The following is a 26,215-nucleotide window of genomic DNA, read 5'->3' as shown; positions in this document are numbered from 1 at the left end:
ACAGAGAGACCGCGCCGCCGCCCCGCGTCACACCATCGCGAATATCCGCGCCGGCCCGCCAGTACCGCCGCGATGTTTCGGCGCGCCGACGACCAGCGTCGCCCCCGTCGCCGGAACCTTGTCGAGATTGGCCAGGCACTCGACGCCGAAACGGCCCGAGGGCAGCCAAAGGTAATGCGTCGCGAAGTCCGCCGACATCCCGTGGTCGAGCGAAAGCGTGTCGACCGCGATGGAGCCGGCGCCTGTCTCCTCGATCAGCATCGCGGCGGCGTCGCTGTGGAAGCCGGGATAATGCTGCTTCTCACCGTCGAAGCCCCGGAACGCGTCGGTTCCGACCTTGGCGCCCCAGCCGGAATAGAGCGCGACGCAGGCGCCGTCCGGAATCGGACCGTTGGCGTCGGTCCAGGCTTTCAGATCGTCCGGCGTCACCTGCGCATCCGGATCGTCGTCGGCTTTCGCGGCGATATCGACGACGCAGAGCGGCGCGACCAGCGACGTGACCGGAATCTCCGCGACGGACATCCCGTCCGCCGAGAAGTGCAAGGGCGCGTCGACATGGGTGCCGGTATGTTCGTTGATCGTCATCTCGAAGAGGTTGAAGCCGTCCTTGTCGAAATGGAACTTCTGATCCGCCGAAAATCCCGGCGAGCCGAAATAGGTCGGAAAATCGGCCGAAAGCTCATGCGTCATGTCCTCGACGCGTTCATGCCCTGCGGCGAGCGCCTTCGGCGCGGCGGCGGCGCCAACCGCCGTCACGGCCGCCGCGGCGGTCGCAGTCCGGAAGAGATCGCGCCGCGACAGCATGCGGTCCTTCACGGCGTTCATCACACAGACATCGCACATCGCCCTCTCCCTCAATTGCGGATATCGCAACCACAAGGTTACCCGAGAAAGGCGAGCTTTCAACAAAAAGCGTCCGGACGCCTGAATCTTCCGGTCGAGCGCTTCGCCGGCTTCATCGAACGCGCCCGCCCGCGCGATGCAGGCGGGCGCGCCGCGCGCTACTGGTTCGCGTCCAGGGTGGCGAGCGCCGCTTTCGCCTCGTCCGCGAAGGCGAAATCCGGCGTCGCGAGCGCCGCTTCGAGATGCGGGCGCGCCGCGGCCCCGTCGCCGAGCGCGGCGTAGGCGAGGCCGGCATGATAGCGGACGAAAGGATTGTCGGAGAGCGCGTCCGCCGCCGGAACGAGATAGCGCAACGCCTCTTCGTAATTCCCGAGCTGATACTGCACCCAGCCATAAGTGTCCTGGAAGGCCGGAACAGAGACGCCGCGGAGGCTCCCGGCGATCTTGGCCGCCTCCGCCTTCGCCGCTTCATCGTCCGCCTTGTACTCGACCAGCAGGCTCGCGAGGTTGTTCGCCGCGACGAGCGAATCCGGCCTCGCCTCGAAGAGCGCGCGGTACTGCGCGATGGCGTCGTCGACGCGCTGCTTCGATTCGTAGTAGCCGCCAAGGAAGAGCATCAGGCCGCTCGGATCGTCCGTCGCCTCGACCCCCTCCTTCAACATCGCGACCGCCTCGTCCTCGCGCCCTTCGCGCAGATAGAGACGCGCGAGCGCCAGATAGGGCGGCGCCACCGTCGGCGCGGCGGCGAGCGCGGCCTTGTAATCCGCCTCGGCCGCCGCCGTTTTCTTCTCACTTATGTTGAGCGCCGCACGCAGCATCAGCGCCTGCGCGTTGGCCGGGTTCTCCGCCAGCACGCCGCCGAGAAAGTCCATCGCCTCGTCGATCTTGCCGGCCTTGAAATAGACCTGAACCATGGCCGCGAGCGCGCCGTCGCTCTGGCCCGGCTCCTTCGACAGACTGTCGAGAAGCGCCAGGCTCTCGTCATAGCGTTCGCGCCCGCTCAGCGTAGCCGCCCGCACTCTGATCGACGATTCGGAGTTGATCTGGGCGAGTTGCTTCGCCGTCTCGTCGGCCGCCGCCCAGTCGCCGACGCGAAGCTGCTCCGCCGCAAGCGCGTTCAGCAGTTTCTCGTTCCCGGGCTGCGCGCGAACCGCCTGCGTCAGAACGGTCAGCACCGCATCGTCGCGATTGTCGAGACGCAGGAATTTCACATACTCCATCGTGATGTCGGGCGCATAGTTGGCCGCCTGCATGGCCGCTGCGAAATTCTCGCCGGCGATATCCGTGCTGCCGGTCTTGAGATGCGTGCGCGCCGACAACAGCAGCAGCTGAGGATTGTTCGGGGCCGAAGCCAGCGCGGCGCGAATGTCGAGCAGCGCGTTGGAGTAATCCTCGTCATCGTAGCGGAGCGCCGCGCGGAGGGCGAGCGCATCGGCGTTCGCCGCATCGCCTTCGAGCACGGTCTTGACCAGCGCCTTCGCTTCGTCGCGCGCGTTCTCCCGCAGCAGGAACCGCGCCAACATCAGCCGCACGCTGTTCGCATCGGCCGAGTTTCCGGCGTCTTCGGCGTCCTGTATCACCCCGGCGAGCCGGGTTTTCGCCGCCTCTTGCTCACCGCCCTCATAGTCGATCTGCGCAAGCGCCACCTGATAGGGCGTCTTCTCGTCCTTTTCCGCGACAAGGCGCTCCAGTTCGGCGCGCGCCGCCTCATCCCCCTGTTTGGCGAGGATGAATTGCGCGACACGCAGCGCCGCGTCTGAATCGTCCGGATTCGCTTCGGCGATCGCGCGAAGCTGCGCTTCGGCCTCGGCGTCCTGACCGCGCTCCGCGTACCAGCGCGAAAGCGCCGAGCGGAGCGAGACCTGATCGGGGAACCGTTCAACCAGCTGCTGCAGATAGGCGCCGACTTCCTCGGCGTCGCCACGCTTCTCCAGCACCTGCAACTTGACCAGCGCGACGCCCATGTCCTGCGGCGCCCGTTCGGTGATGTCGTTGGCGATGGCGAGCGCGCGTTCAATGTCTTCGGCCTGCAGCCGCTCGCCGATCAGCACCGCATGCGCGGTCGGATTCGCCGGATCGAGCGCGATCGCCTGCTGCGCGAAGTCGAGCGCAGTGTCGGTGTTTCCGAGCCGGAGCGAGATTCCCGCCTTCAGCACCAGCGCGTCGACATTCTTCGGCTCGGCCGCGATGGCCGAGTCGGCGTTGGCGAGGGCCTCGTCCAGCTGACCGCCAAGCAACATCATCTGGCCGAGCTTGACGAGCGCGCCGACATTCACCGGGTCGATCTCGACGATCTTGTTGAGATGCGCGATCATCGCCGGATAATTGCGCTGCGCTTCATAGACTTCGGCCATCCCGGAATGCGCCGCAACGCTGTTCGCGTCGATCGCGAGGGCGTTGCGGAACTCCACGGTGGCCTTCGCCAGCGCGCCGTCCTGAACCAGCTCCTCGCCGCTCGCGACGTGCTTGGCCAGCCGCTCCTCGGCGCTGTCGCAACCGGCGAGAGCCATGGTTCCGAACGCCAGACCGGCGATCATCACCAGGCGGTTCACATTTCTAGAAACTGCGCCCATCGGACGTGACCTCCAATCCTTGACACGCCCGCGGGTCCTCTTCGACCGCGTCCGGGCGTGCGACGCCGTGCGTCAAGTGATGCGCGCCGCGGATAACGGCCGCAAATTTCCGCCCATGCATCAGGCGTATTCATAGGCCTTGCGGTTCACCCCGTCTTCAGCCTTGTTAAGCAGCACGCCGAGGAAATTCACCTGGCCCGCGAACATACGCTCGCAGCTCTCGATATCCTTCGCCGTGGTCTGACCGGCCGCTGCGACGAGAAGCACGCAATCGACATGCTGGACGAACGCGATGGCGTCATCGCTCACCAGCAGCGGCGGCAGGTCGTAGATCACCACGTCCGGATCAAGCCGCTCCGTGATCGAAGCGAGCAGACTCACCGTCTTCTCGTCCTGGATCATCTCGGTGGAGTCGCGCACCCGCTCTCCGTTGAGGCCGAGCGCGAGATTCATGCCGACCCGCATCAGCGCCGCTTCCGGCTGGGTCCGCCCGCTCAGCAGCCAGGCAAGCGGCGACGCCTCCTTCTGACCGAGGATGCGCGCCATTTCCGGGGCCTTGAGATCCATGTCGATGAGCAACGTGCGGTAGTCGGGTTGCCGCGCGAGGCTGAACGCCAGGTTCGCGGCCACCAGCGTCTTGCCGCAGCCCTTGGTCGGGGACGTGATGGCGACGCGCCGCCAGCCATTGTCGCGGAGAACCTTCATGAGCCGCGTCCGCAGGAGATCGAAGGGAATATGCGCGAGGTCGGATTTGTCGTGCGTGACGATGCGCGAGCGGTGAAGCCGCTCGGGCCTGAGCTCGAGTTCCCTGAGCGACGACCAGAAGGCGTCGGTCTCGGAGACGGCGGCCGACGAACCCGCGGGCGCGGAAGCGGCGGGCGACGAGGGGCGCGGCGCGGCGGCGACGCCCGCAGCCGGCTGCTCGGCCGCCTGGGCCTCGCGCAGCGCCCTCGCCTTTTCTATCGCATGCTTCAGTCTTTCGACCATCTGTCTTTATCCTTGTCGCCCGCTCGCCACCTAGAATCGGCGCTCGATCATGGAGATAACCTCATTGAGCCCGGTCTTTTCCGCCAGTTTCTCGGCCAGGACGGAAAGCGGCAAATAATACTGATCGATGGCGAAGAGGGTCGCGGGAACGCCGACCAGAATCGCGAAGGCGATCAATGCGAGCCGCCAGCGGCGTGACCTGATCTCCTGTCGGGTGTGGATATAGGGAACCACGACGACGGGCCGGAGATTGACCTTGCGCTGGAGATCGCCCGATGTCCGGATCGTATTGTTCAACAATTCCAGCAATGCGACGAACGCGACCCCGATCATGATCGAAACGCCGGCGCCCAGACTGGCGATCATCAGGCGATTCGGCGATTTCGGTTCGGTCGGCACCTGCGCCTGTTCGATCACGACGAGCCTTTCGGCCTGCCTGTTGACCTCCATTCGCTCACCTGTCTCCGCTTCGGCGAGCTTGGCGGCGGCCACGGTGTACTGGTTGCGCAGCTCGCCGAGTCGGCGGGTGAGCGAGCTGAGCTCGACCTCGACCTGCGGCGCGCGGCTGATCGATACGCGCAGATCGTCGGCCTTCTTCTTGTTCTCGGCTCCGCGCTGTTCGAGCTTTTCGATCTCGGCGGTGATCAGCTCGGCCTGCCTTTTCAGCCGGGCTTTCTGATACTCCAGCGGATCGACCTGTTCGCCGTTCTCATCGGTCGCCGGAGTGATCTCCCTCTGAAGCGCCTGGATACGGGCTTCGAGCGCGCGGATCGTCGGATGCGTCGGCGCCAGGATGCCGCGTTGCTGCGCCAGCGTGTTCTGCAGCGCCTTGATCTGCTGCTGCTCTGGCGAGAGAGTCTCGTCGGTCAGGCCGGCGAGGCCCCGCGACAGCGCAAGTTCGATCTCCCGTCTTTGCTCCTCCAGCACGCTCCGCCGTTCCTCGCCGTCGGAAATTTCCGCTTCGAGCCGCGCCAGTTCACCGGCCCGATATTGCACCGTATCCGGTAGCGCGTCCGCATGTTCGCCCTTGAAGGCGACGATCTGGTTCTCCAGGTCGAGGATCTGCCGCGAGAGCCTGCCGGTCTCGGATCTGAAGAAGGCGACAGTCTCCGTCGCGCGCTCCGTTCGCTGCTTCAGGTTGAGATCGAGCGCCATGGTGACGAATTCGTTCGCGATCTTCGCCGCGAGAACGGGCGACGGCGCGTCGAAGGAAATCGTGAACGCCGCAACCCCCGAGGGCGCGCGGCGCGCGCTGCTGTCGCCGAACGCCACGCTCGCGAAAACCGCGTCTTCGCGCAGGCGGTCGACCTTGTCGGAGATGCTCATGCCCTCGAAGCCGTCATAAAGCTTGTACTTGTCGATCAGCTCGATGAGGTTCCGCCGAGTCATCAGGCGCTGGCGGATCAGTTCGAGCCGCTCCGCCGCGGAGGCGGTCACCGTGGAGCGGGCGAGTTCGTCCGGAATCTGCTGGCTCTCGACGAGAATCCGCGCCGTCGCCGAGTAAACCGGCGGCAGGATATAGGCGACCCCGACCCCGAGCGGCGTCAGCAGCACAAAGCACAACGCGACGATCCAGGCGCGACGCCGCACAATCCCCAGAATGTCACCCAGACCCATACTCGCGCCGTCAGCCATGCCATACACTCATGCTCCCGGCGCATTCGGCGCCGGCGGTTTCAACGCCTATCCCATACCCCATGCGACAGGTCTATTTTTCGCTCACCAGTTTCGGAATCGGGCGCGGCGCGGCGAATTGATTGTAGATGCCGCGGACTTTCGCGCTTTCGAGGAATTCGTTCAACAGATCTTCATCGATCACCCGTCTCTCCGCGGAAAATCCGTAGAGCAGGCAAAAATCGCAAAGAATATTGATGAGCCGTGGCACGCCTCCAGTCGCTTCGTGAATCAATTCGCAGGTCCGCTCCGGAAATATCTCCGTCGTCGCGCCGGCGATCGCAAGCCGACGGCGAATATATTTCGCGGTCTCCGGTTTCGACAGCGGCCCCAGATTGAAGTCGGAACTGATCCGCTGGGAGAACTGGCGAAGCTCGGGCCGCATGATCAGCTCGCGCAACTCCGGCTGGCCGACGAGGATGATCTGCAGCAACTCGTCCTTCTCGGAGTTGATGTTGGAGAGCATCCGCAACTCTTCCAGCGATTTCGCGCCCATGTTCTGCGCTTCGTCGAAGATCAGCAACACCCGGCGGTTCGCGGCGTAGGCCTCGATCACGAAATCCTGGAACCGCTTGAACAGCGTGACGTAAGGCTCGTTCGCGTCGAACGGCTGCTCCAGCGCCATCATCACCCAGTGGAGCAGCTCCCCCCGCCCGTCCTGCATGTTGGAGATCAACCCGGTGGTCACCTCCTCGGGCACCTCACGGAGCAGCTTGCGCAGCAGCGTCGTCTTGCCGGCGCCGACATCGCCGGTGATCACGGTGATCGGCGCGCGCGTCATGACCCCGTAACGCAGCATGGTGAACGCCATGACGTGACTATCCGACCAGAACAGAAAATCCGGGTCGGGCAGAGTCAGAAATGGTCGCTGCGACAAGCCGTAGAACGACTCGTACATGATCGTCCCGCCACTTGAACTCATGCCGTCCTCCGGCTTTCCCACCTCGTCGACCGACCCTGTCTGAAACTCCTCTGAGCGTCAGTCCTGAAGCAGCGCCGCTTCCAACTGCGTTCCCGGATCAGGGTCATGCTGCGTCGACGATCCTTACACTGACTCAAAACCAAGGCGGCAATTCGACCATTCCCTGGAGGATTGCGGCGCAATCCACGTTTGTCATATCATATAGTAACAACCAACGATGTGCTAATCGCTACATAAAGACGCATTCTTTGGTATCGGGTCGCATCTTCGCCTCAGTCCGGCACGAATCGCGGCAACACGTCGAGCATGTCGTCGAGAAAGGCCTGCAACCGGGCGTCCGCCTCCCCTTCCGGCTCTCCTCGCCCGATCGGCGTGATCACCCTGACAAGGCCGCCATCGGTCCGCCCCATTGTCAGCGCGTCGACAACCGTGGTCGCCTTGGCCATGTAATCGCTGGTCAGGCGACGGCCCCGCTCCTCGAACCAGTAATAGACCAGCTGCTTGCTGAGCCCTTTCTGGATCACCGCGCGATTGACCGAGAACCGCGTCGTCTCGCCATCGGCTCCCTCGACCTGGATCGCCGCCGGCGTGATCTTCGACATCTCCCACCCGCCGGCCGGGATGCAGACTTCCGGCGAATGGATGCCGTCGCCCTCGGTCTGCCGGTAGTAATAGGCGATGAAGAGGTCGACAGGCGCCGCCGCGTCGGGCGAGGCGAAGGCGGCCGAATGATAATCGTCCGCGCCGAGCACGTTCGCGACGTTCGGGTCCAGTATCTGGGCGGGTCCGGAGCGCCACGAGCCGATCTCCCGCGGGAAGAGCACCAGCGGATCGCGCTGGATCTCGGCGATCTGCCGTTCGGGCGCCAGATGCCAGCCAAGTCCCGCTCCGCCGGTCAGCAAGACGATCATCGCCAGCCCGGCGGACATCCGGATCGACAGGATCCGCGCCATCTGGCCGCCGAGACCGCTGAACTCCAGGTCGAGCGCCTCGGCCAGCGGCCGCCGGTCCCCGCCGATCTTCTGCATCAGCCGCGCCATGCCGAAGAGAATGAGGACGCAGGAGATAAAGATCACCCAACCCTCGAAGAAGTGCAGGAACCCCTCCGCCTGCTCGATCCCGTAGCTATCGACCATGACGCCGATCATGCCGATCCGAAAAGAATTCATCAGAACGGTGATCGGCGCCGCGGACAGCAGCAGCACCGCCTTGTGCCAGACCGGGCCCTGATAGAGCACCGCGAAAATGTAGGAGAAGCTCATCACCGGGAAGAGATAGCGCAGCCCCGAGCAGGCCTCGGCCACCTGCAGCTTGTAGACGCCGAGGTCGATCACGTTGCCGTCGAGGAACACCGGAATGTTCATCAGGCGGATCAGGGCGACGCCGATTTCGGAAGAGACGAACTGAAGATTGATCGACAGCTGCCAGTACATGAAAGCCGGCAGCGGCAGCATGAAGACGAGATGCAGCACCGGCGGCCAGTATTGCCGGCCATACCGCCAGCCGAAACCGACCAGCAAAACGCCATAGAACCAGAGGATCATCGCGTAGGTGACGATGTCCGGAATATGGGTGACGTTGCCGAGCAGCGCGATGAGCAGCGTGAAAACGACGACCGCGACGCCCGGCCAGCGGTCGGCGACGCGCTGCGGCGGCGGTGGCGTGGCGTTCAACTGGCGCAGAAAGAGATAGAAGGATAGCACCGGAATCAGTGGGCCGTGGCTGTATTCGGGAAGGCGCCACGCTTCGAACAGCGCGAAGAACCCGTTCCAGAACAGAGCGACGCCAGAGACGATCAAAAGGATGAAAAGAAAGAACCCCGGGCCGAAACGACGGGCTGCGTGCGCAGCGGCGGCACCGGCGGTATTGTTTCCGCTATTGATCGCGACCATCCAGTTGCTCCAACAAGGGCCTTCGGCCTTCAATTCCACAAAAGCTCGCAACAAACGCGCCGCTGCGACATCCTTATCATCGCGCGTCACGCCGCCGCCAGTCACTTTACCCGATTTATATTCGCGATTTTGTCAACAAGCTGAAGAGGGAAGCCGGTCTGGCGCGCCCCGGGCGCCGGTCGGAACCGCGCATCCGCGCAGCCCGGTCGAGAAAGCCGCGGCCCGGACGCCCGGGAGAAGGGGGACGAAGCGCGCGAACCGGCCGCCCCGCGCCGGCGGAACCTCCGACCGGCTTGCGCGCGCGCGGGCGATCCGACATACATGCCGGCGATGAAATCGAGCCTGAGGACGCCATGATCGCCCGCATCCTGCAACCAGCCCGCACCGCCATGCAGTCCGGCCAGGCCAAGGACGACTGGGTGCTCCTGTTCGACCCGCGTGAGGCCCAGAGAATCGACCCACTGATGGGCTGGACCGGCTCCGGCGACATGCGCCGCCAGGTCCGGCTCAGCTTCGACAGCGCCGAAGCGGCCATCGCCTACGCCGAGAAGCACGGCCTCGCCTATCAGGTGGAGACGCCGAAAACGCGCAAGCACATCGTCAGACCGGGCGGCTATGGCGGCAACTTCGCCTATAACCGGCGCGGCGCATGGACCCACTAGAGCCGTTTACGCGCCATCCCGGCCCCGTAGCTCAACCGGATAGAGCAAGGACCTTCTAAGTCCGAGGTTGCAGGTTCGAGTCCTGCCGGGGTCGCCAGCGCGCCTGTCATCCGGCCCGACGATGAGGGCCATCGCGAAGGAGCGGGTCGTGAGAGGCTTCTGGCTCATCCTCGGCTGTTTCGCCGTCGCGCTCGGCGTAATCGGGGCGGTGCTGCCGATCGTGCCGACCGTCCCGTTTCTCCTCCTCGCGGCCTTCTGCTTCGCGCGCTCGTCGGAAAGGTTCTACAACTGGCTGCTTAGTCACCGCATCTTCGGCCCGCCGATCGCCGACTGGCGGGCGCATGGCGCGATCGGGCGCAGGGCGAAATGGCTGTCCACCGCCTCCATCGCCGCCGCCCTGATCCCGCCCTTCGTCATCGGCCTGCCCTGGTGGATGATCGCGCTGGAGGGCGCCATCCTGACTGCGGTCCTCATCTTCATCTGGACCCGGCCGGATGGCGCGAGGGGCTGAGCCGGTTCGCAAGGTCCCGGCCTTGAGCCGGGACCACGACCTTCAGAGCATGTCCCATCGGGATTCTGGCTCGTGGTCGGGATCGAAGGAGCGGCGCGCGCCCCTCTATTCGTCCAACACCGCCTTCAGCCGATAGAGCGCCTCCAGCGCCTCGCGCGGGCTGAGATCGTCGGGCGAGATCTCGCGCAGCGCCGTCTCCAGCCGCGACGGCCTTTTCGGCGCGGCCGGCGCGGCCGGGCGCGCCGAGAAGAGCGGCAGATCGTCGATCAACCGCGCCGCCTTCGCCCCGCCCTCGCGCTCGCCTTCCTCCAGCGTCTCCAGGATGTCCCGCGCCCGCGCCACCACCGGCTCCGGCAGCCCGGCGAGCCGCGCGACCTGCACGCCGTAGGATCTGTCCGCCGCCCCCGGCCGGACCTCGTGCAGAAAGACGGCCTCGCCCTCCCACTCCCGGACCGCCATCGTCGCGTTGGCGAGCGAGGAGAGCCGTTGGGAGAGCGCCGTCAACTCATGGTAATGCGTCGCGAACAGCCCGCGGCAGCGGTTCACGTCATGGAGATGCTCCAGCACCGCCCAGGCGATGGAGAGCCCATCGTAGGTCGCGGTGCCGCGGCCGATCTCGTCGAGGATCACCAGCGCCCCCTCGCCCGCCTGGTTGAGGATCGCCGCCGTCTCCACCATCTCCACCATGAATGTGGAGCGCCCGCGCGCCAGATCGTCCGCCGCCCCGACCCGGCTGAAGAGTTGATCGACGACGCCGAGCCGCGCTGAAGCGGCGGGCACGAAACTTCCCATCTGCGCCAAGATCGCGATCAGCGCGTTCTGCCTGAGATAGGTGGATTTTCCCGCCATGTTCGGTCCGGTCAGAAGCCAGAGCCGCGCTTCTTCCGATAGATCGGCGTCATTGGCGATGAAGTCGCCGCCGGCGCGGCGCAGCGCCTGCTCGACGACCGGATGGCGCCCTCCCTCGATGCGAAACCCGCGGCCCGCCTCGACGACCGGGCGCGTCCAGCCCTCCGCCGCCGCCAACGCCGCCAGCGCCGCCGCGAGGTCGATTTCCGCCAGGGCGCGCGCCGTCTCCGCGATCGCCGCCGCGGCCCCGATCACCGCCTCGCGAAGCTCGCCGAAAAGCCGAAGCTCGATGGCGAGCGCCCGCCCCCCCGCCTCCAGCATTTTCGATTGCATCTCCGAGAGCGGCGCAGTGGTGAAACGGACCTGCCCGGCGAGTGTCTGGCGGTGAATGAACGTGTCGGAAAGGGGCGCCGACGTCATCTTCTGCGCGTGCCCCGCCGGCGTCTCGATGAAATAGCCGAGGACATTGTTGTGGCGCACCTTCAGCGCGCCGATGCCGCTCAACTCGCGATACTCGGCCTCCAGCGCCATGATGACCGAGCGCCCCTCGTCGCGCAGCGAGCGCGCCTCGTCGAGGCCGGCGTCGAACCCGGCGCGGATGAAGCCGCCGTCGCGCGCCATCAGCGGCGGCTCATCCGCGAGCGCCGCCGCCAGCCGCTCTATCAGCGTCTCATGCCCCTTCATCGCAGCCGCGGCGCCGGCGACGACAGGCGCCTCCGCGCCCGTGAGCGTCGCCGCCAGCGCCGCCGCCTGATCCAGTCCGGTCCGGATCGCCGCCAGATCGCGCGGCCCGCCGCGCTCCAGCGCCAACCGGTTCAGCGCCCGCTCGATATCCGGGACCCGACCGAGGGCGTCGCGCGCGGCTTCGCGGCGGGCCGCGTCGTCGGCGAAGAACGAGACCGCGTCGAGCCTCTCGGCGATCTCGCCGATATCGGTCGAGGGCGCGGCGAGGCGCGCCGCCAGCAGCCGCGCCCCCGCCCCGGTCCGCGTCCGGTCCACCGCATGAAGGAGCGAGCCCTCGCGCCCTCCCGATAGCGAGCGCGCCAGCTCCAGGTTGCGCCGCGTCGCCGCGTCGATCCGCATCGTCCCCTCGCCCGCCTCCCGGAGCGGCGGGCGGAGCAGCGGCAATGCGCCCTTCTGGGTGATCTCGATATAATCCGCCACCGCGCCCAGCGCCGCCGTCTCGACACGCGAGAACGCCCCGAACCCGTCCAGACTTCCGACCCGGTAGAGCGCCTTCAGCCGCGCCTCCGCCGCCGCGCTGTCGAAGGCGGCGGCGGAAAGCCGCGTCGCGACCGCGCCGGCCTCCCCGATCAGATCGAGGAGCGCCGGGTCCTCTTCCGCCGTCGGTCCGACCAGGACCTCGCTCGGTCCGATTCGCGCCAACAGCGGCCCCAGTTCCGCGCGCCGCGCCGCGCCGACCCGCATCTCTCCGGTCGAGAGATCGCACCAGGCCAGCGCGCCCTCGCCCCTGATTTCCGCCCAGGCCGCCAGCCAGTTCGCCGCGCGCGCGTCCAGCAGCGCCTCCTCGGTCAGCGTGCCCGCCGTCACCAGCCGCGTGACGCCCCGTTTGACCACCGCTTTCGCGCCGCGTTTCTTCGCCGCCGCCGGGTCCTCCAGCTGCTCGCAAACCGCAACGCGAAATCCCTTGCGGATCAACGTCAGCAGATACCCTTCGGCGGCGTGGACCGGCACGCCGCACATCGCGATGTCTTCGCCCAGATGCTTGCCGCGTTTCGTCAGCGCGATGTCGAGCGCGGCTGCGGCCGCCTTCGCATCGTCGAAGAAAAGTTCGTAAAAATCGCCCATGCGATAAAAGAGCAGCGCATCCTCATGCTCCGCCTTGATCGCCAGATACTGCGCCATCATCGGCGTCGCATCCGCGGGAATCTCCGCCGCTTTTCGCGCCGTCATTTTCTGCGTCTTCACTTTACCCTCGCTTCGGCTTCCGACTAGCATGGCGGCGTGACGCGCGGAAGCGCGCGCATGCGGGAGGGGGGAACGAGATGCAGCTGCAACGAGCGCGCCCCGAAGACGTCGCGCCGATTCGCCAGGTCGCGATCGCCGCCTATGCGCCCTATATCCGCCGGATCGGGCGCAAGCCGGCGCCGATGCTCGCCGACTTCCCCGCGCTGATCGCTGCTGGCGCTGTCTGGACCCTCGCCGAGATCGCCGACATCATCGGCTTCATCGTCCTCCGCCAGATCGGCGAGAGCCTGCATCTCGAGAACGTCGCCGTCCATCCGGAGCGCCACGGCGAGGGGCACGGCCGCACGCTGCTCGATTTCGCCGAGGCCGAGGCGCGCCGGCGTGGTCTCGGCAAGCTCGATCTCTACACCAACGCGCTGATGACCGAGAACCTGGCGCTCTACACGCTTCTCGGCTGGCGAGAGACCGGCCGCCGGCGTGAAAACGGCTTTGACAGGGTGTATTTCGAGAAGGATGTCGCACCCGCGGAGTGAGCCCGAGCGCCGCCCGAAAGCCACAACCGAACGTCTTGCGTCGAATGGCGAAAACTTCGCTTGCATTTCGACGCCGGGCGCCCCAATTGCCGCTCACGACGCCAACGCACGCGCCTCTGGCACGAGACGGGCGGGTTCATCCCGCCTCTACGGTTACGTAGCGACGGTAACGTCTCTTTTGGACGCCGCGTCCGCCCCGCAATGGGTCGGTCGTCATCTGACGGAGATGACCATGAACGCATACGCGACCGGGCTTGCGCCCGCGCATTCCCATATCTCGCCCATCCGGCGCGCAGAGGCCTATGCGCGCGCGCATGACTTCGACCGCCCGACGCTGATTCTCGACGTCGATCAGGTCGCGGACCAGTTCCACGCGATCCGGCGCGGACTCGGCCGCGCCGCCATTCACTACGCCGTGAAGGCGAATCCCGCCCGCGAAGTGATCGCGCGCCTGATCGAGGAAGGCGCGCATTTCGACGCCGCCTCGCGCGCCGAGATCGAGCTCTGCCTCTCGCTCGGCGCGCGGCCGGAGCAGATCTCCTTCGGCAACACCGTGAAGAAATCGGCTGATATCGCCTTCGCCTGGACCGCCGGGATCTCGCTCTTCGCCGCCGACGCGGAGGAGGAACTCGAGAAAATCGCCGAGAACGCGCCGGGGGCGGAGATCTTCATCCGCCTCATCGTCAGCCAGTCCGAGGCCGACTGGCCGCTCAGCCGCAAGTTCGGCGTCCAGCCCCGCGCCGCGATGCCGCTCCTTCACCGCGCCCGCGCCCTCGGTCTCCGCCCGGTCGGGTTCTCCTTCCATGTCGGCTCGCAGACCCGGCAGGCGGCGATGTGGCGCCCGACGGTGGACGAATTCGCGCCGCTCTGGGCCGAAGCCCGCGCCGCCGGTTTCGATCTCGACCTTCTGAATATCGGCGGCGGCTTTCCCGCATTTTACAACGAGGCGATCGATGCGCCGGAGGCTTATGCGCGCGACGTGATGGCGCTTGTCGAGCCGCGCTTCCCGGGCGCGCGGCGGATCATGGCGGAGCCGGGCCGCGGCCTCGTCGCCGAGGCCGGCGTGATCGCCGCCGAGGTGGTGCTGGTTTCGCGCAAAAGCCCGGACGACCTTCACCGCTGGGTTTATCTCGACATCGGCCGCTTCTCCGGCCTCGCGGAGACGGAGGGCGAGGCGATCCGCTACCAGATCGCGACCGACCATGACGGCCTGCCCGCCGGCCCCTGCGTCCTTGCCGGGCCAAGCTGCGACAGCGCGGATGTGCTCTATGAGCGCCGGCCCGTCGAATTGCCGCTCGCGCTGAAATCCGGCGACAAGGTGATCATCCGCGCCACGGGCGCTTACACGACCACCTATTCCTCGGTCGGCTTCAACGGCTTTCCGCCGCTCGACATGGTCTGCATCTGAGGGCGGACGGCGCCGCGAACGTGATCGGCGGCGGAGTCGCGCCGCGCGCCGGACGGCGCCATGATGCGCCGCGCAAGCGATGTCTTTCCAGATCGGAGCCCGAGCCGATGCTTCATGTGCGTTTCGCCCTTCTCGTCATCGCGTTCGGCCTCGCCGCCTGCGAAGCCGGCATCACGACTTCGGGCGCGTCCGACGCCCGCGCGCTCGTCGGCGACGGCGGCGGGAACGGCGCCGGCGCGCAGTAGGCCCGCCGTTCCACCCCGACCGGGAAACCCGCGATTGCCAGCCTCCGCCGCCGGGGATAACGTCGCCGCCCCGCGACATCCATCGCGCCATCCGGCCGAAAGAAGCCGGCTCAGGAGAGAGACGGCATGACCGACAGATCGCAGCAACTCGACGAAGAGGCGCTCGCCTATCATTTCAAGGCGCCCGCCGGAAAACTTCAGATCACCGCGACGAAACCGATGGCGACGCAGCGCGACCTTTCGCTCGCCTATTCGCCCGGCGTCGCGGCGCCCGTACGCGCCATCGCCGCCGATCCGGAGACAGCCTTCGACTTCACCGCGCGCGGCAACATGGTCGCCGTCATCACCAACGGCACCGCGATCCTCGGCCTCGGCAATCTCGGCGCGCTGGCCTCGAAACCGGTGATGGAGGGCAAGGCCGTCCTCTTCAAGCGCTTCGCCGACGTGAACGCCATCGACATCGAGCTCGACACCGAGGATCCGGAGGAAATCATCAACGCGGTCAAGCTGATGGGTCCGTCCTTCGGCGGCATCAACCTCGAAGACATCAAGGCCCCCGACTGCTTCATCATCGAGCAGCGCCTTCGCGAGATCATGGACATCCCGGTTTTCCATGACGACCAGCATGGCACCGCGATCATCTGCCTCGCCGGGCTGATCAACGCGCTGCATCTGACCGGCCGGAAGATCGAGGACTGCCGCATCGTCCTCAACGGCGCCGGCGCCGCCGGCATCGCCTGCGTCGAGTTGGTGAAATCGCTGGGCGCCGACCCCTCCAAGTGCATCGCCTGCGACACCAAGGGCGTGATCTATCAGGGCCGCGAGGCCGGCATGAACCAGTGGAAATCGGCCCATGCCGTCAAGACCGACGCGCGAAACCTCGCGGACGCGATGAAGGGCGCGGACATCTTCCTCGGGGTGTCCGCCAAGGGCGCGCTGACGGACGAGATGGTCCGCTCGATGGCGAAAAACCCGATCATCTTCGCCATGGCCAACCCGGACCCGGAGATCACGCCGGAGGAGGCCGCGGCGATCCGCCCCGACGTCATCATGGCCACCGGGCGCTCCGACTACCCCAACCAGGTCAACAATGTCCTCGGCTTTCCGTTCATCTTTCGCGGCGCGCTCGACGTGAACGCCCGCACCATCAACGAGGAGATGAAGATCGCCGCGGCCGAGGCGCTCGCGATGCTGGCGCGCGAGGACGTGCCGGACGAGGTCGCCGCCGCCTATGGCGCGCATCCCGTCTATGGGCCAGACTACATCATCCCCGCCCCCTTCGATCCGCGCCTCATCCACGTCATCCCGACCGCGGTGGCGAAGGCGGCGATGGAGACCGGCGTCGCCCGCCGGCCGATCATCGACATGGAGGCCTACGCCCACAGCCTCACCGCGCGACTCGACCCGACGGCGAACATGCTTCAGGCGCTCACCACCCGCGCCCGCAACATGCAGAAAAGCGTCGTCTTCGCCGAAGGCCAGGACGAGCGCGTGGTGCGCGCCGCCCTCGCCTACACCCGCGGCGGGCTTGGCCAGGCCATCGTCGTCGGCCGCGTGGAAGAGGTCGAGCGGATGCTGAAGGAGGCCGGCCAGCCCGACGCGCTGAGCGAGTTGACGGTCGTCAACGCCGAAACCTCGCCGCATCTGAAGGAATATGTCGCGGCGCTTTACGAAAAGCTCCAGCGCCGCGGGTTCCTGGAACGCGACTGCTATCGCCGCGTCGCGCGCGACCGGCACATTTTCGCCGCCTGCATGCTGGCCGAGGGCCACGCCGACGCGATGGTCACCGGCGTCAGCCGGAAATCCGCGGTGGTGCTGACCGATCTCGGCCGGGTCTTCGACACGCGGCAGGGCCGGAAGGTGGTCGGCGTCTCGGCGGTGCTGGCGCGCGGGCGCACGGTGCTGGTCGCCGACACGATGGTCCATGAGATGCCGAACGGCTCCGAGCTCGCGGATATCGCGGAGCAGTCCGCCCGCGTCGCCCGCCGGCTCGGGCTGGAGCCGCGCGTCGCGCTTCTCTCCTATTCGACCTTCGGCTACCCGATCTCGGAGCGCTCGTCGAATCTCCGGGACGCGGTCCGGATTCTCGAAGAGCGCGGCGTCGATTTCGAGTTCGACGGCGAAATGGCCGCCGATGTCGCGCTCGACCCGGTCGCGATGGCCGCCTATCCGTTCTGCCGCCTATCCGGCCCGGCGAACGTCCTCGTCATGCCGGCGCGCCACTCCGCCTCCATTTCCACCAAGATGCTGCAGCAACTGGAGGGAACGACGGTGGTCGGCCCGATCCTGACCGGGCTGGAGCGCCCGGTCCAGGTCTGCTCGATGAGCGCCACGGTCTCGGAGATCCTGAACATGGCGGTGATCGCGGCGACCGGGGTGGGGTGACGTCGGGCGACCCCGGATGTGCTATACTCCATCCGCATGAGAGCGCGCTGACGGCGGAGGCCAACATGATCATGCGCATCTTCCAGGTCCGGACGCACCCGGGCAAAGAGGCGGAATTCGCCCGCTTTTTCCACTCGAAGGCGATCCCGCTGATGCGAGAGACCGAGGGCGTCGTCTCCATCCTTCCGGGCGCCGCGCGGCCCGAAAGCCCGACGGAGTTCAGCTTCGTGATGGTCTGGAGAGACCTCGAATCGCTCAAGGCGTTTGCCGGCGAAGATTATCAGAGCCCGCATGTCGACCCGGCCGAAGCCGGGCTCGTCGCAGCGCGGTCGATCAGGCATTACGACCTGGTGGACGCCTGACCCGAACGCGCCGCCCGGACATGCGCCGCGCCACCGGCGCGCGTGTGGCGGCGATCGAACGACCCCGCATCGGGGGCAAAGCCCGCGGCGTCGCGATCGGCGCGCCGACGCCGCGGCCCCGGCGTGGCCGAGATCGCCGCGACCGGGATGAAGCCGGCGGGTCAGCGCAGGAAGAAAATCGCCGTCATCGCCAGCCCGACCAGCGCGATGCCGATGCGCAGCGCGCGCGGCCGGTCGAGCCGCCGCGCCAGATCGGAGGCGAAATAGGCGCCGCATGCGTTTCCGATCGACATCGGCAAAGCCGCGTCCCAGGCGATGACATCCGCCACGACGAATGTGGCCACCGCCGTGACGGAGAGAACGACCGAGAGCAGGTTCTTCAACCCGTTCATGCCGTTGAGATCGCGAAATCCCAGCATCGAGAACAAAGCGAGCAGCATGATGCCGAGGCCGCCGTTGAAATAGCCCCCATAGCCCGCCACGGCCAGCAGCGTGACAGCGGAAACCAAGGGCCCCGCCTGTCCCACGCCGCGCGCGCGGAGCAGGGAGAGAAGCCGCGGCGCGCCGATGAAAAGCAGCGTCGCGGCGAGCAGCAGCCAGGGAACAAGGGCGACGAAGGACGAGGCGGGCGTGAAGATCAGCAGCCCGGCGCCGAGGAGGCCGCCAAGCGCCGTGAGCGCGATGATCGCCCGCACCCCGAGCGCGCCCTCCGCCCGGATCTCGCGCCGGAAGGCCCAGGCGCTCGCGCAATAGCCGGGGACGGCGGTCATCGTCGCCGTCGCGTTGGCGATGACGGGCGGCGCGCCCGCCCAGATCAGCAGGGGAAAGGTCACGAATGTCCCGCCGCCGGCGACCGCGTTGAGGGCGCCGCCGGCGAATCCCGCCGCGGTCAGGGCCAGTATCGTCAACATCAGGCGTTCCCCCGGAATGAGTTTTGCGTCCTCTCGCACGACCGTGTATTGGTCTGCCAATTGGTCTGGAGATAGCCATGGCGCGTCAGGATCGGACCAGCGTTCTCGTCGCGCTGCGGTCCGCGCTGGACCGCCTCGCGCCGTCCGTCGGCGACCGTCTGCCGGATGAGCGGAGGCTGGCGAAAGCGCTAGGATGCAGCCGGGAGACTCTGCGAACCGCGCTGACGGTTCTGGAATCCGAAAACCTGATCTGGCGGCATGTCGGACAGGGAACCTTTCGCGGCGCGCGACCAGCCGCCGCACCGCTGCGCGACCATCTCGCGATCGCGGCGAGCACGGCCGCGGAGCTGATGCGCGCGCGCTATCTGATCGAACCGGCCATCGCAGGCGAAGCGGCGCGACGGGCGACGGCCGCCGATATCGCGCATCTACGCGCCGCCGTGCGTCTCTGTCGCGCCGGCGTGGACAGCTTCGCCTGCGAGAACGCCGACAACCGCTTTCACAGCTCGATCGCGAAAGTGGCCGGAAACCCGGTTCTTCTCACCGTCCTGACCTATCTGTCCGACACGCGCCGCCGCTCCAGCTGGCAGAGGGAGTGGGACCGGACCTACCGGCGCATCGGCGTGGCGGAGTTCAAGGGCGGGCACAGCGACGAGCATGCGCGAATCGTCGACGCCATCGAAAACCGTGACGAGAGCGGCGCCGGGGCCGCCATGCGGACGCATCTGCTGGGGATAAGCCGGCTGATCGGCCGCGCTGAGGCCTGACGCCGCCTCACCCGCGCGGCTTCGCCCGGCGCGTCGGCGCCGCCGCGAGCGGGTCTTCCGGCCAGGGGTGTTTCGGGTAGCGCCCGCGCATCTCCTTTCGCACATCGGCGTAGCTCGAACGCCAGAATCCCGGCAGGTCCGCCGTCACCTGCACCGGCCGTCCCGCCGGCGACAGCAAGACGACGCTCAGCGCCTCGCCCCCCGCCGCCGGATGCCGGTCCAGCCCGAAGAGCGCCTGGAGCCGCACGGCGATAGAGGGCTGCGCGCCCTCGTAGTCGATCCGGCAGGCCCCGCCATCCGGGGCGATGAACGCCTCCGGCGCCACCCGATCCACCTCACGCCGTCCGTCATGGTCCAATCGCGCGTTCAACAGCGCGAGCAGATCGAGCTTCGCGAGGTCCTCCGCCCTCCGGCATCCGCCCAGATACGGGCCGATCCAGTCCTCCAGCTCCGCTTCCAGCGCCGCCGCGCTCATCGCCGGCGCCGCCGCGCCCCGCGCCCGCGCCCACTCCACCCGCGCCGTCAACCGCCGCGCGCCGTCCGACCAGGGCAGCGCGTCCAGCCCAAGATCGCGCAGCCCTTCGATCATCGCCGCAGCCAGTTCCGCTTCCGGCGCCCCGCGCCACGGCCGCTCCTCCAACGCCAGCGCGCCCAGCCTCAGCCGCCGCCGCGCGATCACGCGGCGCTCGCGGCGCGACCAACGGCATTCTTCCCGCCAGGCGATCCGCTCGTCGAATATCCACCCGATCTCGCCGCGCCCGATCGACGCCGCCAGCCGGATCCGCGCCTCCGTCGCATCGCCGTCGAGATCGACGGCGACCAGAAACGCCTCTCCCGCCAGCGCGTCATCCGCCGGCAGGAAGGCCCCCTTGCCGCCGGAGAGGAGATAGCGCGCCTCGCCGCGCGCCCCGGCTCCCGGCCGGCGCATGGCGATCCGGTCGGGAAAGGCCCGCGCCAGCAGCGGCCCGGCCGCGCCCCGCCACGCCGCCCGCGTATGATGTCGCCGCGCCAGCCGCTCCGCCTCCGCCCGGATCGCGCGAAGCGCCCCGGCCGCCGGCCCGGCCCGCTCCGGCGTCGCCAGCCCCGCCAGCCACAGCGCCGCGTCCGCCCCCGCGCCCATCATCGGGTCGCGCGCCTCGACCAGGGCCGCCAGCGCCGCCGCCAGCCCGCGCTCCGATTCGGGCGCGCTCAGGAGCATATGCGCCAGCCGCGGGTGCGTCGGCGCCGCCGCCAGCGCCCGGCCATGCGCGGTGATCCGCCCCGCGCTGTCGAGAGCCCACAGGGCCGCCAGCAGCCCGCGCGCCGCCGCCATCGCGCCGGCCGGCGGCGGCGTCAGGAACGCCAGATCGCCCGGCGCCGCGCCCCAGTTCGCCAGCTCCAGCGCCAGCGGCGCAAGGTCCGCGACCATGATCTCGGGCGGCGCGAATTCCGCCATCGCGCCCTCCTCGCCCCTCGTCCAAAGCCGCAGGCAGAGCCCCGGCGCCAGCCGCCCGGCGCGCCCCCGCCGCTGCTCCGCCTCGGCCTTCGTCGCCCGCTCGGTGACCAGCCGCGCCATGCCCGCGCCGGGGTCGAACCGCGCCCGCCTCGCGAGCCCGGCGTCGATCACGACCCGGACGCCTTCGACGGTCAGCGAGGTCTCCGCGATCGCGCTCGCCAGCACGATCTTGCGCCGACCCTCCGGCGCCGGGGCCAGCGCCGCCCGCTGCGCCCTGAGCCCCAGCGCGCCGTGGAGCGGGCGGATATCCGCCGTCGCCCCCTCCAGCAGCCGCGCCGCCCGGCCGATCTCCCGCGCGCCGGGCAGAAAGACCAGGACATCGCCCTCGGCCTCATCCAGCGCCCGTCGCGCCGCCGCCGCCGCTTCGTCCTCGATTCGCCGCTGAACCGGCGCCTCCAGCCAGCGCGTCTCCACCGGAAACACCCGCCCCGAGGCCGAAACCACCGGCGCCCCGCCCAACAGCGCCGCCACCGGTCCCGCGTCCAGCGTCGCCGACATCACCACGATCCGCAGATCCGGCCGGAGCGCGCCCCGCGCCTCCCACGCCAGCGCCAGCCCGAGATCGGCGTGGAGCGACCGCTCGTGAAACTCGTCGAAGATCAGCGCCGAGACGCCGTCCAGCGCCGGGTCCGACTGGATCATCCGCGTGAGAATCCCCTCGGTCAGAACCTCGATCCGCGCCCCCGGCCGCGACTCCCCCCGCACCCTGTAGCCGACCGTCTCGCCGACCGCCTCGCCCAGCAGCGCCGCCATCCGCTCCGCCGCCGCCCGTGCGGCCAGCCGGCGCGGCTCCAGCATCAGGATCTTGCCGTTCGCCCACTCCGCCCCCAGCAGCGCGAGCGGAACCAGCGTCGTCTTCCCCGCCCCCGGCGGCGCCGTCAGCACCACGCAGCCCCCGCCCGCCAGCGCCGCAAGGAGCGCGGGCAAGGCCTCGGCGGCGGGCAAGCCGGTGGCGGCGGGGTCGAAAGGGGCGGTCATGGTGTCTGATTATGTCGAGTCCGGCGAGACGGCAAACCTTTGCCTGCTTCGTCATTCTGAGTAGCCGTCTCGCATTTCAGTAAAATAGTCAGCGAATATCAGATCGAGTTGAACACACTGACGTCAGCAAGATCGTTGGAGAGAGAATATATCGGTTAACGCCAGTTCGGATTACAAATACGATGCCAAGAACTGTGACGTCCGGTGTATGAATCGCCTCATGCGCTTTCGGGAAAAGCGCGATGAATGGCTGCTCTGGCTCGAAAATGACGAGCATCATGCGATCTCGAAGCAGATCCTTGAAATGCTATGGTCAGATGCGGTGTTCCGTTTGATCAACAACTCGCGAAAGTACGCTCAGAAGGCGGGAGGCGGGTTCGCCACCCAATCCGGAGTCATCGCGTCAGCCCTCACGCGCGGCTATCTCGCGGAGCAGCTTATCGCCATTCGTCGCCTGCTCGAACCAGCCAATCGACAGGATGCGAAGCAGGTGATCTCGCTTCGGCGCCTCATCGACGATCTGAAAGCGCATCGCACGATACTCACCCGCGAGATGTTTGTCTGCCATGACGGGCTGCCGTTTGACGGCGCCGCGGGGTTCATCGAAGACAATCCGCCCGGCGGCGGCGATTTTTGGGGAGACACATCCGGCCCCCGCGCCTTCGTGATGTCTGACGTCCAGCATGAGTATTTCGACGGTATGATGGATACGCCCCCCGAAACGCGCGATCGCGACGACACTGTCGGCGACACATTCTTCGACGCCATCGAGAAGACCATTAGGGATGCGCCCTTCGAACAGGTTCAGCGCTATGCGAATAAATTCCTTCTACACGCCGCCGATTCTATCAATCGCACAAGAACCATTGATGGGGTCACACTGACCGACATCTGGTCATGCCAAAAGGCTATCCTGAAAGTGGCGAACAGGATCAGTATCGCTATAGGAAGCGCCGACATCGGCGCGGTGCCTACTCCCCAATTCGACGTGCTTGAGAACTGGTCCTCGCCATTCGCGCCAGAAGAGGCGTTTGAAGAACTTCTGGAAGCATGGCGCATCGAGAACGATGAGCGCGAGGGCTGGACGCAGGAGCCGCTGCGATAGGCAAGGCGTCCGCACCTCTTTCGCCCTACCATTGCCCGCCCGCCCCAAATCCGCCAGAACCGACCGTCAGAGGCGCGGGAGGCGGAATGAGCGCAGCGGATGACCTTCGAACCCGGATCGAGGCCGGCGAGCGCCGCGCGCTGGCGCAGGCGATCACGCTTGTCGAATCGACCCGCCCCGACCACCGGGAGACCGCGCGCGAATTGATCGGCGGGCTCTATCCCGGCCCCGGAACGGCGATCCGTCTCGGCCTCACCGGCACGCCCGGCGTCGGCAAGTCGACCTTTATCGAGGCGATCGGCATGATGCTGATCGGGAGGGGCCTTCGCGTCGCCGTTCTCGCGGTCGATCCCTCCTCCAGCCGCTCCGGCGGCTCGATCCTCGGCGACAAGACCCGGATGGAGCGGCTTTCGCGCGAACCGAACGCCTTCATCCGCCCCTCGCCCGCGCGCGGCTCCCTCGGCGGCGTCGCGCGCAGAACACGGGAGGCGATCCTCCTGTGCGAGGCGGCCGGGTTCGACGTGGTGATCGTCGAGACCGTCGGCGTCGGCCAGTCGGAAACCATGGTCGCCGACATGACCGACCTCTTCCTCCTGCTGATGGCGCCGGCCGGCGGCGACGAGTTGCAGGGCGTCAAGCGCGGCATCATGGAGATCGCCGACCTCGTCGTCGTCAACAAGGCCGATGGCGACTTGAAATCCGCCGCCCGGCGCACCGCCGCCGATTACCGCGGCGCGCTCCGGCTGATGCGACGGCGCGAAGGCGACCCGGAGGGCGTCCCCGACGCCACCACGGTCTCGGCCGCGACCGGCGAGGGGCTGGAGGCGGTATGGGACCGCCTCGCCGGACTCGACGCGCATCGCCGCGCCGGCGGCTATCGCGCGAGGCGCCGCGCCGCGCAGGCGAGGCGCTGGATGCGGTTCGAGCTTGAGGAAGGACTTAAGGCCGCCTTCGCCGCCCACCCCGCCGTCGCGCGTGAAGCCCCGAAGGCCGAAGCCCGCATTGACGCGGGCGATCTCGCCCCCGAACTGGCGGCCGAGGAGCTTCTGAAGCTTTTCCTCTCGGATAAGCAGGGCTGAATCGAAGCATCACCAATCTGCGCGTGACAACCGTGCGGGGGCGCGCTAACCCCGCCATATGAGCGACGCCAGCGTTTTGGACAGCCGCTACTCCTGGTGGCGGCTTTTTCTCACCCTGGTGATCGGCTCGGTCTCCAGCGTCGGCATCTGGACGTTCATCTCCATCCTTCCGGCGGTGCAGGCGGAGTTCGGCGGCGGGCGCGGCGCCTCGACGGTTCCTTACGTCCTCACGATGGTCGGTTTCGCGCTCGGCAGTCTCTTCGTCGGCCAACTGGTCGACCGGTTCGGCGTCACGCTTTCGCTGATCGGCGCGGCGCTCACGCTCGGGGCGGGGTTCGCGCTCTCCACCATCGCGCCTTCGCTCGGCGCGCTGACGGCGATCCACTTCTTCATCGGCGTCGGCTCCTCGGCCGGCTTCGGCCCGTTGATGGCCGACATCTCGCACTGGTTCATGCGCCGGCGCGGCCTCGCCGTCACCGCGGCGGCCAGCGGCAACTACATCGCCGGCGCGCTCTGGCCCTGGGCGCTGTCCGACATCCTCGCGGCGGAGGGCTGGCGCGTCTACTATCTCGCGCTCGCCGCCATTGTGGTCTGCACGGTGATCCCGCTCGCGCTGCTTCTGCGCCGGCGCGCGCCGGAAGCGGCGATGGCGGCGGCCGGCGAGCGCGCCCGCGCCGCGGCGATGAGCGCCGGTCTCTCGCCGCGCGTGCTGCAATGGCTCCTTATCCTCGCCGGGCTCGCCTGCTGCATGGCGATGTCGATGCCGCAGGTGCATATCGTCGCCTATTGCGTCGATCTCGGCTACGGCCCCGCCGTGGGGGCGGAAATGCTGTCGCTGATGCTGCTCGGCGGCGTCGCCTCGCGCCTCGCCTCCGGCCTGCTCGCGGACTGGATCGGCGGGTTGAAGACGCTGCTGATCGGCTCAACGCTGCAATGTATCGCGCTGATGCTCTACATTCCCTATGACGGGCTCGCGCCGCTCTATGTCGTCAGCCTGATCTTCGGGCTCTCGCAGGGCGGCCTCGTCCCCTCCTACGCGATCATCGTGCGCGAATACCTGCCGCCAGCGGAGGCCGGGGCGCGGGTCGGCGTGGTCATCATGTCGACGATCTTCGGCATGGCGCTCGGCGGCTGGAGCTCGGGCTGGATCTACGACCTCACCGGCTCCTACACCGCCGCCTTCATCAACGGCGTCGCCTGGAATTTCGTCAATCTCGCCATTGCGCTGGCGATCCTGCTGCGCTCGCGTCCGCGCGCGCCCCGCGCCGCCGTCAGCCCGGCTTGACGCCTGCCTGAGTCGCGCCTAAGAAGCGCTCTCCGAATTCCGGCGTCGCTCAAGGGGCGTCGCCCTTCTGTCTTGAACGCCGAGGAAAAACCGATGTCCCGTCGCTGCGAACTCTCTGGCAAGGGCGTGCTGACCGGCAACCGCGTCAGCCATTCGAACATCAAGTCGCGCCGCCGCTACCTGCCGAATCTCGGCACCGTGACGCTGGAGAGCGAGACGCTCGCCCGCAATTTCCGCTTCCGCGTCACCACCTCGGCGCTGCGGACGGTGGATCATCGCGGCGGCCTCGACGCCTATCTCGCCAAGGCGAAGGATGCGGATCTTTCGCCCCGCGCCCTCAAGGTGAAGAAGGAAATCGCCAAGGCCCAGGCGACCGCCTGAAGCCTTCCGTCGCCTGCTGCGACGGCGCGGCGCTTGATCCACGACGCCGCACATCGCATAGGCGGGTCATGCGACCAGGTTTTCTTCCCCGGCTACTGCTCGCCCTCCTGATCGGCCTCACGGTCGGCCCCCGCCCCGCGCTCGCGGCGGCGGGCGAGGTCGTCTGCGGCCTGGGCGTCGCCGCTTACGATTTCGAGACCGGGCGCCCGGCCTCCACCCCGCCGCAGATCGGCTGCGACGCCTGCCTTGCGGCGAAGTCGCTGATCGCGCCGCCCGCGTTCCGCCCGCCCCTCCGGCGTGCGACGCGCGCGCCCGCTCCACGCCCCGCCGCCGCGCCGCCCGCACCCTGGCGCGCCGTGTTCGCCCCCCGTCCCCGCGCGCCCCCTTTCGAAGCCTGAGCCATACATTCGACAGCCACGCTTCCCGAAGGGACCATCAA

Annotated in this window: 22 protein-coding genes and 1 tRNA gene; 14 read left to right on the top strand and 9 right to left on the bottom strand. The window is 67.8% G+C overall.

Going from position 1 to position 26,215, the window contains the following annotated elements; genetic code table 11:
- Window positions 1-27: 27 nt before the first annotated feature.
- The 6 genes from G5B40_RS20615 to xrtD form a co-directional block, all read right to left on the bottom strand.
- Window positions 28-843 (bottom strand): cyclase family protein, encoded by an 816-nt coding sequence (locus tag G5B40_RS20615; protein ID WP_165102930.1) that lies wholly within the window; start codon window positions 841-843, stop codon window positions 28-30.
- A 158-nt stretch (window positions 844-1,001) separates the two neighbouring features.
- Window positions 1,002-3,416, bottom strand: a complete 2,415-nt coding sequence (locus tag G5B40_RS20610; protein WP_165102926.1) for a tetratricopeptide repeat protein — start codon at window positions 3,414-3,416, stop codon at window positions 1,002-1,004.
- Window positions 3,417-3,536: 120 nt separating this feature from the next.
- Window positions 3,537-4,403 (bottom strand): CpsD/CapB family tyrosine-protein kinase, encoded by an 867-nt coding sequence (locus tag G5B40_RS20605; RefSeq protein ID WP_165102923.1) that lies wholly within the window; start codon window positions 4,401-4,403, stop codon window positions 3,537-3,539.
- 30 nt (window positions 4,404-4,433) lie between these two features.
- Window positions 4,434-6,038 (bottom strand): GumC family protein, encoded by a 1,605-nt coding sequence (locus G5B40_RS20600; RefSeq protein WP_165102920.1) that lies wholly within the window; start codon window positions 6,036-6,038, stop codon window positions 4,434-4,436.
- Between the two features lie 73 nt (window positions 6,039-6,111).
- Window positions 6,112-6,999 (bottom strand): ExeA family protein, encoded by an 888-nt coding sequence (locus G5B40_RS20595; RefSeq protein WP_211907379.1) that lies wholly within the window; start codon window positions 6,997-6,999, stop codon window positions 6,112-6,114.
- A 272-nt stretch (window positions 7,000-7,271) separates the two neighbouring features.
- Window positions 7,272-8,891, bottom strand: coding sequence for a VPLPA-CTERM-specific exosortase XrtD (gene xrtD, locus G5B40_RS20590; protein WP_165102917.1), 1,620 nt, complete (start codon window positions 8,889-8,891; stop codon window positions 7,272-7,274).
- A 353-nt stretch (window positions 8,892-9,244) separates the two neighbouring features.
- Between xrtD and G5B40_RS20585 the strand changes: the two genes are divergently transcribed.
- From G5B40_RS20585 to G5B40_RS20575, 3 genes are all read left to right on the top strand, one after another.
- A complete protein-coding gene (locus tag G5B40_RS20585; RefSeq protein WP_165102913.1) occupies window positions 9,245-9,553 on the top strand; it encodes an ETC complex I subunit in 309 nt (102 codons plus the stop codon).
- Between the two features lie 20 nt (window positions 9,554-9,573).
- Window positions 9,574-9,650 (top strand) — tRNA-Arg (locus G5B40_RS20580).
- A 51-nt stretch (window positions 9,651-9,701) separates the two neighbouring features.
- Window positions 9,702-10,064, top strand: coding sequence for a YbaN family protein (locus G5B40_RS20575; protein ID WP_165102910.1), 363 nt, complete (start codon window positions 9,702-9,704; stop codon window positions 10,062-10,064).
- A gap of 105 nt (window positions 10,065-10,169) precedes the next feature.
- On the opposite strand, the gene mutS is transcribed toward G5B40_RS20575, so the two are convergent.
- Window positions 10,170-12,827: a DNA mismatch repair protein MutS gene (mutS, locus tag G5B40_RS20570; RefSeq protein WP_425500097.1), complete on the bottom strand. Its 2,658-nt coding sequence runs from the start codon at window positions 12,825-12,827 to the stop codon at window positions 10,170-10,172.
- Between the two features lie 92 nt (window positions 12,828-12,919).
- On the opposite strand from mutS, the gene G5B40_RS20565 reads away from it, so the two are divergent.
- From G5B40_RS20565 to G5B40_RS20545, 5 genes are all read left to right on the top strand, one after another.
- Window positions 12,920-13,375, top strand: a complete 456-nt coding sequence (locus tag G5B40_RS20565; RefSeq protein ID WP_165102907.1) for a GNAT family N-acetyltransferase — start codon at window positions 12,920-12,922, stop codon at window positions 13,373-13,375.
- 232 nt (window positions 13,376-13,607) lie between these two features.
- Window positions 13,608-14,783 (top strand): type III PLP-dependent enzyme, encoded by a 1,176-nt coding sequence (locus tag G5B40_RS20560; RefSeq protein ID WP_165102904.1) that lies wholly within the window; start codon window positions 13,608-13,610, stop codon window positions 14,781-14,783.
- Between the two features lie 107 nt (window positions 14,784-14,890).
- The gene (locus G5B40_RS20555; protein WP_165102901.1) at window positions 14,891-15,028 is read left to right on the top strand and encodes a hypothetical protein; all 138 of its coding nucleotides are present in this window, start codon (window positions 14,891-14,893) and stop codon (window positions 15,026-15,028) included.
- 126 nt (window positions 15,029-15,154) lie between these two features.
- On the top strand, window positions 15,155-17,413 hold the full coding sequence (locus G5B40_RS20550) for an NADP-dependent malic enzyme (protein WP_165102898.1): 2,259 nt from the start codon (window positions 15,155-15,157) through the stop codon (window positions 17,411-17,413).
- A gap of 65 nt (window positions 17,414-17,478) precedes the next feature.
- Complete coding sequence (locus G5B40_RS20545; protein WP_165102895.1) at window positions 17,479-17,775, top strand: antibiotic biosynthesis monooxygenase family protein; 297 nt, start codon at window positions 17,479-17,481, stop codon at window positions 17,773-17,775.
- 161 nt (window positions 17,776-17,936) lie between these two features.
- On the opposite strand, the gene G5B40_RS20540 is transcribed toward G5B40_RS20545, so the two are convergent.
- Window positions 17,937-18,686 (bottom strand): sulfite exporter TauE/SafE family protein, encoded by a 750-nt coding sequence (locus G5B40_RS20540; RefSeq protein ID WP_165102892.1) that lies wholly within the window; start codon window positions 18,684-18,686, stop codon window positions 17,937-17,939.
- A 77-nt stretch (window positions 18,687-18,763) separates the two neighbouring features.
- On the opposite strand from G5B40_RS20540, the gene G5B40_RS20535 reads away from it, so the two are divergent.
- The gene (locus tag G5B40_RS20535) at window positions 18,764-19,453 is read left to right on the top strand and encodes a FadR/GntR family transcriptional regulator (protein WP_165102889.1); all 690 of its coding nucleotides are present in this window, start codon (window positions 18,764-18,766) and stop codon (window positions 19,451-19,453) included.
- A 7-nt stretch (window positions 19,454-19,460) separates the two neighbouring features.
- Here G5B40_RS20535 and hrpB read toward each other — a convergent pair whose 3' ends face one another.
- Window positions 19,461-21,926: an ATP-dependent helicase HrpB gene (gene hrpB, locus G5B40_RS20530; protein WP_165102886.1), complete on the bottom strand. Its 2,466-nt coding sequence runs from the start codon at window positions 21,924-21,926 to the stop codon at window positions 19,461-19,463.
- 220 nt (window positions 21,927-22,146) lie between these two features.
- Between hrpB and G5B40_RS20525 the strand changes: the two genes are divergently transcribed.
- From G5B40_RS20525 to G5B40_RS20505, 5 genes are all read left to right on the top strand, one after another.
- Window positions 22,147-23,031 carry a hypothetical protein gene (locus G5B40_RS20525; RefSeq protein WP_165102883.1) on the top strand — a complete coding sequence of 295 codons (885 nt, stop codon included), beginning with the start codon at window positions 22,147-22,149 and terminating at the stop codon, window positions 23,029-23,031.
- Between the two features lie 86 nt (window positions 23,032-23,117).
- Window positions 23,118-24,110 (top strand): methylmalonyl Co-A mutase-associated GTPase MeaB, encoded by a 993-nt coding sequence (meaB, locus tag G5B40_RS20520; protein WP_165102880.1) that lies wholly within the window; start codon window positions 23,118-23,120, stop codon window positions 24,108-24,110.
- Between the two features lie 58 nt (window positions 24,111-24,168).
- Entirely contained in the window at window positions 24,169-25,395 is a 1,227-nt protein-coding gene (locus G5B40_RS20515; protein ID WP_165102877.1) for an MFS transporter, read from the top strand.
- Between the two features lie 93 nt (window positions 25,396-25,488).
- Window positions 25,489-25,776, top strand: coding sequence for a 50S ribosomal protein L28 (rpmB, locus tag G5B40_RS20510; protein WP_165102874.1), 288 nt, complete (start codon window positions 25,489-25,491; stop codon window positions 25,774-25,776).
- A gap of 68 nt (window positions 25,777-25,844) precedes the next feature.
- Window positions 25,845-26,174, top strand: coding sequence for a hypothetical protein (locus G5B40_RS20505; RefSeq protein ID WP_165102872.1), 330 nt, complete (start codon window positions 25,845-25,847; stop codon window positions 26,172-26,174).
- The last annotated feature ends 41 nt before the right edge of the window (window positions 26,175-26,215 follow it).

The sequence above is a fragment of the Pikeienuella piscinae genome, from assembly GCF_011044155.1.
Lineage (GTDB): Bacteria > Pseudomonadota > Alphaproteobacteria > Rhodobacterales > Rhodobacteraceae > Pikeienuella > Pikeienuella piscinae.
This window is presented reverse-complemented; position numbering and strand designations above follow the sequence as displayed.

Coding starts and splice junctions, on each gene's coding strand:
- G5B40_RS20550 (WP_165102898.1), top strand. CDS start 15,155: ATGACCGACAGATCGCAGCAACTCGACGAAGAGGCGCTCGCCTATCAT.
- G5B40_RS20505 (WP_165102872.1), top strand. CDS start 25,845: ATGCGACCAGGTTTTCTTCCCCGGCTACTGCTCGCCCTCCTGATCGGC.
- G5B40_RS20515 (WP_165102877.1), top strand. CDS start 24,169: ATGAGCGACGCCAGCGTTTTGGACAGCCGCTACTCCTGGTGGCGGCTT.
- G5B40_RS20585 (WP_165102913.1), top strand. CDS start 9,245: ATGATCGCCCGCATCCTGCAACCAGCCCGCACCGCCATGCAGTCCGGC.
- G5B40_RS20535 (WP_165102889.1), top strand. CDS start 18,764: ATGGCGCGTCAGGATCGGACCAGCGTTCTCGTCGCGCTGCGGTCCGCG.
- G5B40_RS20565 (WP_165102907.1), top strand. CDS start 12,920: ATGCAGCTGCAACGAGCGCGCCCCGAAGACGTCGCGCCGATTCGCCAG.
- mutS (WP_425500097.1), bottom strand. CDS start 12,827: ATGACGGCGCGAAAAGCGGCGGAGATTCCCGCGGATGCGACGCCGATG.
- G5B40_RS20615 (WP_165102930.1), bottom strand. CDS start 843: ATGTGCGATGTCTGTGTGATGAACGCCGTGAAGGACCGCATGCTGTCG.
- G5B40_RS20545 (WP_165102895.1), top strand. CDS start 17,479: ATGATCATGCGCATCTTCCAGGTCCGGACGCACCCGGGCAAAGAGGCG.
- xrtD (WP_165102917.1), bottom strand. CDS start 8,891: ATGGTCGCGATCAATAGCGGAAACAATACCGCCGGTGCCGCCGCTGCG.
- rpmB (WP_165102874.1), top strand. CDS start 25,489: ATGTCCCGTCGCTGCGAACTCTCTGGCAAGGGCGTGCTGACCGGCAAC.
- G5B40_RS20525 (WP_165102883.1), top strand. CDS start 22,147: ATGCGCTTTCGGGAAAAGCGCGATGAATGGCTGCTCTGGCTCGAAAAT.
- meaB (WP_165102880.1), top strand. CDS start 23,118: ATGAGCGCAGCGGATGACCTTCGAACCCGGATCGAGGCCGGCGAGCGC.
- G5B40_RS20600 (WP_165102920.1), bottom strand. CDS start 6,038: ATGGCTGACGGCGCGAGTATGGGTCTGGGTGACATTCTGGGGATTGTG.
- G5B40_RS20595 (WP_211907379.1), bottom strand. CDS start 6,999: ATGAGTTCAAGTGGCGGGACGATCATGTACGAGTCGTTCTACGGCTTG.
- G5B40_RS20610 (WP_165102926.1), bottom strand. CDS start 3,416: ATGGGCGCAGTTTCTAGAAATGTGAACCGCCTGGTGATGATCGCCGGT.
- G5B40_RS20540 (WP_165102892.1), bottom strand. CDS start 18,686: ATGTTGACGATACTGGCCCTGACCGCGGCGGGATTCGCCGGCGGCGCC.
- G5B40_RS20560 (WP_165102904.1), top strand. CDS start 13,608: ATGAACGCATACGCGACCGGGCTTGCGCCCGCGCATTCCCATATCTCG.
- G5B40_RS20605 (WP_165102923.1), bottom strand. CDS start 4,403: ATGGTCGAAAGACTGAAGCATGCGATAGAAAAGGCGAGGGCGCTGCGC.
- hrpB (WP_165102886.1), bottom strand. CDS start 21,926: ATGACCGCCCCTTTCGACCCCGCCGCCACCGGCTTGCCCGCCGCCGAG.
- G5B40_RS20555 (WP_165102901.1), top strand. CDS start 14,891: ATGCTTCATGTGCGTTTCGCCCTTCTCGTCATCGCGTTCGGCCTCGCC.